The organism is Endozoicomonas sp. SESOKO4 (assembly GCF_024606275.1).
In genome coordinates, this window is the sequence record NZ_JAHHPS010000365.1 from 1 (window position 1) to 1,242 (window position 1,242).

2 protein-coding genes and 1 pseudogene are annotated in these 1,242 nt (G+C 49.4%); all 3 read left to right on the plus strand.

Annotation, left to right across the window (positions count from 1 at the left end; genetic code table 11):
- On the plus strand, positions 1-185 hold a 185-nt coding region (locus tag KDK16_RS07205), incomplete at its 5' end, for a nitrite reductase (NAD(P)H) small subunit (RefSeq protein WP_257275354.1).
- Between the two features lies 1 nt (position 186).
- Positions 187-489, plus strand: coding sequence for a hypothetical protein (locus KDK16_RS07210; protein ID WP_257275355.1), 303 nt, complete (start codon positions 187-189; stop codon positions 487-489).
- Between the two features lie 154 nt (positions 490-643).
- A pseudogene (locus KDK16_RS07215) lies at positions 644-1,242 on the plus strand (nitrite reductase (NAD(P)H)); the annotation flags it as partial.

Genomic DNA, 1,242 nt, shown 5'->3' on the forward strand with positions numbered 1-1,242 from the left:
GTGGTCTGGTAGGAGATCTGGAAGGGCGTCTGGTGGTAGCGTCGCCCATTTATAAACAGCACTTTGATTTAAGCACCGGTCAGTGTCTGGAAGATGAAACCGTGGCGTTAAATACTTATCCCGTAGAAGTCGTGGACCAGAGGGTCCAGGTCTCACTGGTGTCGGTCACTATCGAGGCAGCCTGATATGACAGCGGCGTTACAGGCGGCGAGCGTCAGTCGTCATCCGTCATTGAAGCGAAAGCTGCTGGTGGTGGGAAATGGCATGGGCTCAGTTCGCTTTCTGGAAAAGCTTACTGAGCAGAATAGCCGTGAGTATCAGGTCACCGTTCTTTCTGAGGAATCCTGCCCCGGGTACAACCGGATTAAGCTATCCAAGTTATTGGCAGGCAGTGTCGATCTTCAGGGTATTCAACTGCAACCTGAATCCTGGTATCGGAACCAGGATATCAGATATCAGCCTGTTTTCGGGCAGCGACTATCGGGTTGATGGTCTTGATCTTGAGTTGAAGCGAGTCGAGACAGTGGGTGGTCAAAGTTTTGATTACGATCATCTGGTTCTGGCAATGGGTTCTCTACCCAATCGTATTCCTGTACCCGGAGCTGATCTGAAAGGAGTTATGGCTTTCAGGAATCTTGATGATGTTGGCAGTACCTGGTGTCGTTATGGGGTACTGGACAGTACCAGTATGGCCATCGCCATTGAAAATCGTTACCGGGGTGTACGCTCTCCGCACAAGATCAAAATGGCTGTCTCCGGTTGTACCCGTGAATGCGCTGAAGCCCAGAGTAAAGATGTGGGTGTTATCGCCACGGAAAAAGGCTGGAACCTTTACCTTTCTGGTAATGGCGGTATGAAGCCGCGTCATGCCGACCTGTTTGCTACCGAGCTGGATGATGAAACTCTGGTTAAATACATTGATCGTTTCCTGATGTTCTATATCCGCACCGCTGATCGTCTGCAACGTACTTCAGTCTGGATGGATAATCTGGAAGGCGGTCTTGATTACCTGCGTGAAGTGATTATCGAGGACAGTCTGGGGATCTGTCAGGAGCTGGAAAATGAGATGACCTATCTGGTGGGTACCTATCAGTGTGAATGGAAAACCACCCTCTCAGATCCTGAAAAGCTCAAACGTTTCAATCATTTTATCAACAGTGATGAAAGCGACAGTAACGTAGTGTTTGTGAACGAGCGTGATCAGATTCGTCCTGCTACCCATGACGAAAAAATCGCCCTGAA